The organism is uncultured Aureimonas sp., from assembly GCF_913775355.1.
GTDB lineage: Bacteria > Pseudomonadota > Alphaproteobacteria > Rhizobiales > Rhizobiaceae > Aureimonas.
Map to the genome: position 1 here is coordinate 1 of NZ_CAJYIU010000078.1, position 8,771 is coordinate 8,771.

The following is an 8,771-nucleotide window of genomic DNA, read 5'->3' on the forward strand; positions in this document are numbered from 1 at the left end:
CCGAGAACGCGCCACGCGCCGTCCGGCCCGCGCCCGAGATCGATCGCGATGAAGCGGATCAGCGGACGCCCGCTCATGCCCTGCCGCGCCAGCGGTCGCAGGAACTCCGGATTGCGGCCGAGGAGGCGGCCGGGAAGGATGCCCTCGCGCACCAGCGAGCGCTCGCCGTAAAGGTCGGCGAGAAGGCGCTCCAGATAGGTCGCGCGTTGGCGCAAGGCCGCTTCGAGGCCGCGCCACTCCGCCGGATCGATCACGAAGGGCGGAAAGGCGAGCGGCCACTGGCGCGCGCCGCCGTCCTCGCCCGCCCGGTAGTAGACGCCCGCTTCGCGCAGGTACTGCTCGGCGGCGCCGAACCGGGCCTCGCGCTCGGGTCGCGAGAGGGCGGCGAGCGCGTCGACGACCGGCCGGTAGACCGGCCGCACGCTGCCGTCCGGCGCGAGCATCTCGTCGAAGGCCCCGGCGACCGGGCGCCTCGGAGGCTCGCCGACCGGACCGAGGCCCCCCTGCGACTGCGACTGGCGCTGGGTTCCCTCAGTGCGCAAGCGAGGCGGGCCGCCGGAGATCGAGCGTCGTCGGGAAGCTCGGGTCGGGCATCTCGGACGCGGGCCGGAACGCCCCCGGCGTGTGGCCGATGTCCTCGAAGCGCGCAAGGCGCCGCGCCTCGGCCTCGTAGGCGTTGACCGGGAACGTGTCGTAGTTGCGCCCGCCGGGATGGGCGACGTGATAGACGCAGCCCCCGAGCGAGCGTCCCGACCAGCGGTCGAAGATGTCGAAGGTCAGCGGCGCATGAACCGGGATCGTCGGGTGCAGACCGGAGGCCGGCTGCCACGCCTTGAACCGCACGCCGCCGACCGACGTACCGGCCTCGATGCCGGGCGCGAGCGGCACGGGGCGGCGGTTGCAGGTGACGACATGGCGCGACGGGTCGAAGCCGGAGAGCTTCACCTGCAGCCGCTCGACCGAGGAATCGACGAAGCGCACCGTGCCGCCGATCGCCCCCGTCTCGCCCATGACGTGCCACGGCTCCAGCGCCTGGCGCAGCTCCAGGGACACGCCGCCCTCGCGGTCGACCTTGCCGCAGAACGGGAAGCGGAACTCCCACTGTGCCTCGAACCATTCGGAGCGGAGGGGATAGCCGGCGGCGGAGAGTTCATGGAGCACGGACAGGAAGTCGGCCCAGACGAATTCGGGCAGCATGAAGCGGTCGTGGAGCTGCGTGCCCCAGCGCGCGAAGCGACCCGCGAGCGGACGGCGCCAGAAGGCCGCGATCATCGCGCGGATCAGGAGTTGCTGGGCAAGGCTCATGCGCGCGTCCGGCGGCATCTCGAAGCCGCGGAACTCGACGAGCCCGAGGCGGCCGGTCGGTCCGTCCGGTGAATAGAGCTTGTCGATGCAGATCTCGGAGCGGTGGGTGTTGCCCGTCACGTCCACGAGAAGGTTGCGGAACAATCGGTCCACCAGCCAGGGCGGGGGCGCCGCGCCCTCGCCGGGGGCGGGGACCTCGGCCATCGCGATCTCGAGCTCGTACAGCTGGTCGTGCCGCGCCTCGTCGATGCGCGGCGCCTGGCTGGTCGGGCCGATGAAGAGGCCGGAGAAGAGATAGGAAAGCGAGGGGTGGCGCTGCCATTGCAGCACCAGCGACTTCAGGAGGTCGGGCCGGCGCAGGAAGGGCGAGTCGGCCGGCGTCGCGCCGCCGACCACGACGTGGTTGCCGCCGCCCGTGCCGGCGTGTCGGCCGTCCACCATGAACTTGTCGGTGCCGAGCCGCGACTGCCGCGCCGCGTCGTAGACGGCGGTGGTAATCTCGACCGCCTCGCCCCACGACCGGGCAGGGTGGACGTTGACCTCGATGACGCCGGGATCGGGCGCGACGCGCACGACGTCGAGCCGCGGGTCGAACGGGGGCGCGTAGCCCTCGATGCGCACCGGTTGCCCGAGCGCGCGGGCCGCGTCCTCGATCGCGGCGAGAAGGTCGAGATAGGCCTCCACCGTTTCGAGCGGCGGCATGAAGACGTGGAGGATGCCATCGCGCGGCTCGATGCCGAGCGCGGTGCGCACGGCGCCCACGATCTCGTCGTCGGCCGACGCTTCCGGGGGCGTCCAGGTCGGCGGGTCCTGCTTGTCGATGCGCGCCAGAGCTTTCCCAAGCGCTTCGGGCTCGGGCAGCGGCGCGAAGGACTGCTGCGGGTCCGACGGGTGGGTATAGGGGTAGCGCGCCGGCGGCAGGTGGGCGAGCGAGGAGAGGGGCAGACGATAGCCCATCGCGCTGTCGCCCGGCACCAGGAACACATGGCCGCGCCGCGTCGCCCAGCGCTCCGACATCCAGCGCCGGGGCAGGGCCTGCCACGCCTGCACGGGCAGCACCACGCCGACCGGACGGCCGAGCCCCCGGTCGAACACCTTGGCGAGGCGCGAGCGCTCCTCGGCGTCCTCGAGGCGCGAGTCGCCGGGCGTCACGTTTTCGGGCAGCTTCGCCTCGCGGGCGATCCAGTAGGACGGGTCCTCGAAGGTCTTGAGCGCGTTCGCCGGGTCGATGGCGAGCCGCTCGGCAACGCTGCGGATCAAGGTCTCGGCCGCCTCGACGGTGGCGCCGGCGGGCGGCGCGTCGTCGGCCGCGAGCAGCGCCGGATCGCGCCAGATCGGCTTGCCGTCGCGCCGCCAGTAGATCGAGTAGGTCCAGCGCGGCAGGGTTTCGCCGGGGTACCACTTGCCCTGGCCGTGATGCAGGAAGCCGTTCGGCGCGAAGCGCGCCTGCAGGCGGCGCAGCAGCCCGTCGGCGAGCCCCGCCTTGGCCGGGCCGGTGGCGTCGGCGTTCCACTCCGCGCCCTCGAAGTCGTCGATCGACACGAAGGTCGGCTCGCCGCCCATCGTCAGCCGCACGTCCATCGCCCGCAGGTCTTCGTCCACCGCCCGCCCCAGCGCGTCGAGCGCCTCCCAGCTTTCGTCGGAGAAGGGCTTGGAGACGCGCGGCGCTTCCGACACCCGCGTCACGCTCATGTCGAAGTCGAACTCGACGTCGGCCGGGTCGACGCCGCCGACGATCGGGGCAGCGGAGCGGTAGTGCGGGGTCGCGGCGAGCGGCACGTGGCTCTCGCCGGTCATCAGGCCCGAGGTCGGGTCGAAGCCGATCCACCCGGCGCCCGGCACGTAGACCTCGACCCAGGCGTGAAGGTCGCAGAAATCGTGGCTCGTGCCGGCGGGGCCGTCGAGCGCCACGAGGTCGGGCTTCAGCTGGATCAGGTAGCCCGACACGAAGCGGGCGGCGAGGCCGAGGTGGCGGCAGGCTTGAACGAGGAGCCAGGACGAGTCGCGGCAGGAGCCCGAGGCCTTCTCCAGCGTCTCCTCCGGCGTCTGCACGCCCGGCTCCATGCGGATCGTGTAGTCGACCGCCGCCTCGACCCGGCGGTTGAGGGCGACGAGGAAGTCGATCGTGCGCACCGGCGTCCGGTCGACGGAATGGAGGAAGGTCTGGAGCCGGGGGCCTGCCGCCTCGGTCTGGAGGTAGGGCTTGAGGTCGGTCGAAAGATCATCGCCATAAGCGAAGGGGTAGGTCTCGGCCCATTCCTCGACGAAGAAGTCGAACGGATTGTAGACCGTCATGTCGGCGAGGAGATCGACCTCGATGCGCAGCTCGCGCGCCTTCTCCGGGAAGACGACGCGCGCCAGCCAGTTGCCGAACGGGTCCTGCTGCCAGTTGATGAAGTGTTCGGCCGGCTCGATCTTCAGGGAGTAGGCGGGTGTGCGCGTGCGCGAGTGCGGGGCGGGCCGCAGCCGGATCGTCTGTGGCCCGAGCGTGACCGGGCGGTCGTAGCGATAGTGGGTCAGGTGACGGAGCGCTGCGAGGATCGGCATCGGTTCCCGGACTCGACGAATGGATTCGACCGCTCGCAGTCTATGCACAAGGTGCGCCGTCTGGAACTGCTGCAATGCGGCAAGACGCGATTTCCTCGATCGATCCGTCACTTCGGGGCGCGGGAACCGATTTGGTGCGCCCGTGTTACCGCGCCACACCCGCCGACCGGCCGGCGGGGGCGCGAGGGATCCCCGATGAAGCTGTTCTCATGCCCGTCCTGTGATCAGGTCGTCTTCTTCAACAACGTTCGCTGCGAACGCTGCGGCCATGCCCTCGGCTACGAGCCGCGCACCAACCGCGTCCTGGCGCTGGAGCCCGCCGGCACCGACTTCGTGTCGGTCGGGCGCGGCAGCGACGGATCGCACTGGCGCTACTGCGACAATTACCAGTATGGCGTCTGCAACTGGCTGGTGCCGGCGGACAGCTCCGACCTCTACTGCCTCGCCGACAGGCACAATCTGATGGTGCCGGACCTGTCCAACCCAGACAACCAGGCGCTCTGGGCGAAGATGGAGGCGGCCAAGCACCGGCTGTTCTACACGCTCCTGCGCCTGCGCCTGCCGCTCTACACGCAGGCCGAACACCCGGAAGGGCTCGGCTTCAAGTTCCTCGCCGACGATCCGGCGAGCGGCGAGAAGGTGATGACGGGCCATGCTGACGGCGTAATTACCGTGGCGCTCGCCGAGGCCGACGACGCCGAGCGCGAGAAGCGCCGCACCGCGATGGGCGAGCCCTACCGCACACTGCTCGGCCATTTCCGGCATGAGGTCGGCCACTGGTACTGGGACATCTTGGTGCGCGACGGCGGCGCGCTTGACGCGTGCCGCGCGGTCTTCGGCGACGACAGCCAGGATTACGGCGAGGCGCTGAAGACGCACTACGCCAACGGGCCGAAGCCGAACTGGCAGGAGGAGTACGTCTCGTCCTACGCTGCGGTGCATCCGTGGGAAGACTTCGCCGAGACCTGGGCGCACTACCTCCACATCGTCGACTCGCTGGAGGTCGCGGGGTCCTGGGGCATGACGATCCATCCGCGGCTCGACCGCGACGGCATCCTCACGACCGACCTCGACTTCAAGGTCTATGACGAGGCGACGACGATCGAACAGATCAACGACGGCTGGCTCGCCGTCAGCCAGGCGCTGAACTCGATGAACCGCGCGATGGGCCTGCAAGACCTCTACCCGTTCGTCCTGTCGCCGACCGTCATCGGCAAGCTCGGCTTCATCCACGACCTCGTGCACGGCCGCATCGGCCATGCCGCGCGGCCGGCCGAGCGCGCGGCACCCGTCGAGCCCGTGCCCGCGACCGGCGCGGCGGCTTCCGCCGAGCAGCCCGTCGCCGCCTGACGGGTGCTGGTGCGGCGCGGGGTGAGATCCTCTTATCCCGCTATGCAATAAAGCGTCGCCCGGCCCCTGCCGGACGACGCCCACGCTCCACTTACCCACACGCTGGCCGGGCACCGAGGGGGATCCGGCGCGGCGTTCAGCGCGGGCGCCCGGCGTGCCCGCTCCCCCATCGACATGAGGCACAGCGGGCATGAGCGGCGGCGACACCTTCTCCTTCGACACGAGCTGGGGGGCGCGCTACGCCCCCGAGGGCAGCCGGTTCCGTCTGTGGGCACCGAGCGCCAAGAGCGTCGAGCTGGCCGTGGCGGAAGTCGATTCCACGGAGCCGGACCATTTCCACCCGCTGACGAAATCGGACGACGGCTGGTGGGAGACGGTCGCGACCTCGATCGGGCCCGGCATGTCCTACGGCTACCGCCTCGACGGCGAGACGCTGGTCGCCGATCCTGCGGCGCGCGCCCAGTCCGGCGACGTGCACTGGCTGTCGCGGCTCGTCGACCCGCGCGCCCACCAGTGGCGCACCGCCGACTGGAAGGGGCGGCCGTGGCACGAGTGCATCTTCTACGAAATGCATGTCGGCACCTTCACCGAGGAAGGCACGTTCGACGCCATCATCCCGAAGCTCGACTATCTCAGAGACGTCGGCATCACCGCGATCGAGCTTCTGCCCGTCGCCCAGTTCGGCGGCCAGCGGGGCTGGGGCTACGACGGCGTGCTCCTCTACTGCCCGCATCAGGTCTATGGCGGGCCGGAGGGGCTAAAGCGCCTCGTCGACGCGGCGCACGAGCGCGGCCTGATGGTCTTCCTCGACGTGGTCTACAATCACTTCGGACCCGACGGGAACTACATCCCCTCCTACATCCCGGAGTTCTTCCATCAGGAGATCTCGACGCCCTGGGGCGCTGCGATCGCCTATGACGAAAAGCCCGTGCGCGACTTCATGATCGAGAACGCGCTCTACTGGATGACGGAATACCGGATCGACGGCCTGCGGCTCGACGCGATCGATTCGATCAAGGACACGACCGACACGCCGCTGGTGAAGGAGCTCGCCGCGCGGGTGCGGGAGGTGATGTCGGACCGTCACGTCCACATCACGACCGAGGACGACCGCAACATCACCTGGCATATCGAGCGCGGCGAGGATGGGTCGATCCCGCTCGTTTCCGGCGAGTGGAACGACGACTTCCACCACACGGCCCACGTTCTGGCGACGGCCGAGCAGGAATCCTACTACTCCGACTACCGGCGCGAGACCGCCGCGCAGATGGCGCGTTCACTCGCCACCGGCTTCGTGTTCCAGGGCGACATGTCGAAGCACCGCGAGCGCGAGGTCGGCAATCCGTCGGCGCACCTGCCGCCGACGGCCTTCGTCAACTTCATCCAGAACCACGACCAGATCGGCAACCGCGCCTTCGGCGACCGCCTGCGCTCCCTGTCGTCGGCCCGCATCTACGACTGCGTGCAGGCGATCCTTCTCCTGTCGCCGCAGATCCCGCTGATGTTCCAGGGCGACGAGTTCGGCGACTGCAACTCCTTCTGCTTCTTCACCGACTTCGACGGCGAACTGGCGAGCGCGGTGTCGATGGGCCGCCGCAAGGAGTTCCGCAAGTTCGCCGCCTTCGAGGACGAGGAGGCCGCCGAGGTCTTCCCGGACCCCAACTCGGAGCGCACCTTCGAGATCTCGCGCATCGACTGGGATCTCGTCACCCGTCCGATCCAGCGCCGCCGCCTGCAGGTCACGACCAAGCTCCTGAAGCAGCGTCAGGACGTGCTGATGCCGCTGCTCGACGGCGCACGCGGGGGCTGCGGCAAGGTGTTCGTGGACGGTCTCGGCTTCGTGGTGTCCTGGGAACTCCAGCCCGGGCGCGTCTATCACCTCTTCGCCAATCTGTCGGACGAGGCGTGGACCATTCCGGAAGGCCTCGACACGGGCAAGCTATCGGGCGCCGAGATCGTCTACGCCAACCACAAGCAGTCGCACGAAGAACTCGGCGCCGGCCGCGTGCCGGCGATGACCGTCGTCTTCGCGCTCGCCGACGGGCAGCTCTTCGGCGGGGTGCAGTGATGGCCGGTGTCCCGCTCGACGATCTGGCGGAAAGCCACGGCATCCAGATCCGCTACAAGTCCGAGCTCGGCGAGGCCAAGGCGATCCCGGACGAGGCGAAGTCGGCGCTCCTCAAGGCGCTGAAGGTCGATCCGGCGTCGGGCCAGGCGGGGGCGTTCGCCGAGGCCGAGCACCGCCCGTCGCTCGCCTGCGCGCTGCCCGACGCCGCGCGCGCCAAGCGCTGGGGCGTGACGTGCCAGCTCTATGCGCTCCGCTCGGCCCGCAGCCTCGGGATCGGCGACTTCCAGGATCTCGGCCATCTCGCCGAGATCGCGGGTGCCGAGGGCGCGAGCTTCGTCGGCGTCAATCCGCTGCACGCCTTGTTCCTGTCGGACGCCGGGCGCTACAGCCCGTATTCGCCCTCGACCCGGCGCTTCATCAATCCCTTCTATCTTGCGGTCGACGATCTGGCGGGCGGTCCGGAGGCGATCGCGAAGGCTCGCGCGACCGACCCGGCCGCGTTCGAGGCGCTCGGCGGCGATCTCGTCGACTATCCCGCGATGGGCCTTCTGAAGCATCGGCTCCTGCGCACGGCCTTCGAGAGCGTGTGCGGCGGGCTCGATGTGGACGAGACCTTCCGCGCCTTTCAGGAAAAGGGCGGCACGGCGCTCCGCAACTTCGCGCTGTTCGAGGCGATCTCGGCTCACATGCGCGGGGAGGGCGGCAGCGCCGGCTGGCACAACTGGCCGGACGCGTTCCACAAGCGCTCGAGCGATGCCGTGAAGGCGTTCGAGGCGAGCCACGCCGACGACGTCCTCTTCCACGAATGGCTGCAGTTCGAATGCGACCGGCAGCTTGGCGAGGCGCAGCGCCGCGCCAAGGCGGCCGGGATGGCGATCGGGCTTTATCTCGACTTCGCGGTCGGCGTGTCGCCGGACGGCGCCGAGACCTGGGCCGATCCCGAGCTGACGGTGCGCGAGGCGCGCGTCGGCTCGCCGCCCGACATGTTCAACTCCGACGGGCAGGACTGGGGGCTCGCCCCGCTGTCGCCGCGCGCGCTGGCCGAGCGCCATTACGCGCCGCTGACGTCCGCCTATGCGGCGCTGATGGAGCACGCGGGGGCGATCCGCATCGACCATGCGATGGGTCTCGCGCGTCTCTGGTGGATCCCCGAGACCAGCCGCTCCGGCGGCGGCGGCTACGTGCGCTATCCGCTCGGCGAGATGGTGGACGCGCTGGCGCGCGTCTCGCAGGACAACCGGTGCCTCGTGATCGGCGAAGATCTCGGCACGGTGCCGGAAGGCTTCCGCGACGTGATGCACGACGCCAACATCCTCGCCTACAAGGTGCTCTACTTCGAGCGTTGGGACGACGGCCTGTTCAAGGCGACCGGCGAATATCCCGAGCGCTCGCTGGCCTGCGTCTCGACGCATGATCTGGCGACGCTCGCCGGTTGGTGGCGCGGCGCCGACATCAAGCTGCGCTCCGAGACCGGGCGGCAGGACGAGGCGGCGACGGCGCG

The 8,771-nt window shown here is 70.0% G+C and carries 5 protein-coding genes; 3 read left to right on the forward strand and 2 right to left on the reverse strand.

Annotated features, from left to right (window positions below):
* On the reverse strand, positions 1 to 542 hold a 542-nt coding region (locus QZ753_RS05740; RefSeq protein WP_294641787.1), incomplete at its 3' end, for a circularly permuted type 2 ATP-grasp protein.
* Positions 532 to 3,852 carry a DUF2126 domain-containing protein gene (locus QZ753_RS05745; RefSeq protein WP_294641789.1) on the reverse strand — a complete coding sequence of 1,107 codons (3,321 nt, stop codon included), beginning with the start codon at positions 3,850 to 3,852 and terminating at the stop codon, positions 532 to 534. The genes QZ753_RS05740 and QZ753_RS05745, both read right to left, overlap by 11 nt.
* A gap of 195 nt (positions 3,853 to 4,047) precedes the next feature.
* Between QZ753_RS05745 and QZ753_RS05750 the strand changes: the two genes are divergently transcribed.
* The 3 genes from QZ753_RS05750 to malQ all read left to right on the forward strand — a co-directional run.
* On the forward strand, positions 4,048 to 5,202 hold the full coding sequence (locus QZ753_RS05750) for a putative zinc-binding peptidase (protein WP_294641790.1): 1,155 nt from the start codon (positions 4,048 to 4,050) through the stop codon (positions 5,200 to 5,202).
* 190 nt (positions 5,203 to 5,392) lie between these two features.
* A complete protein-coding gene (treZ, locus tag QZ753_RS05755; RefSeq protein WP_294641791.1) occupies positions 5,393 to 7,270 on the forward strand; it encodes a malto-oligosyltrehalose trehalohydrolase in 1,878 nt (625 codons plus the stop codon).
* Positions 7,270 to 8,771: 4-alpha-glucanotransferase (gene malQ / locus QZ753_RS05760; RefSeq protein ID WP_294641792.1), on the forward strand; the 1,502-nt coding region annotated here is incomplete at its 3' end. The genes treZ and malQ, both read left to right, overlap by 1 nt.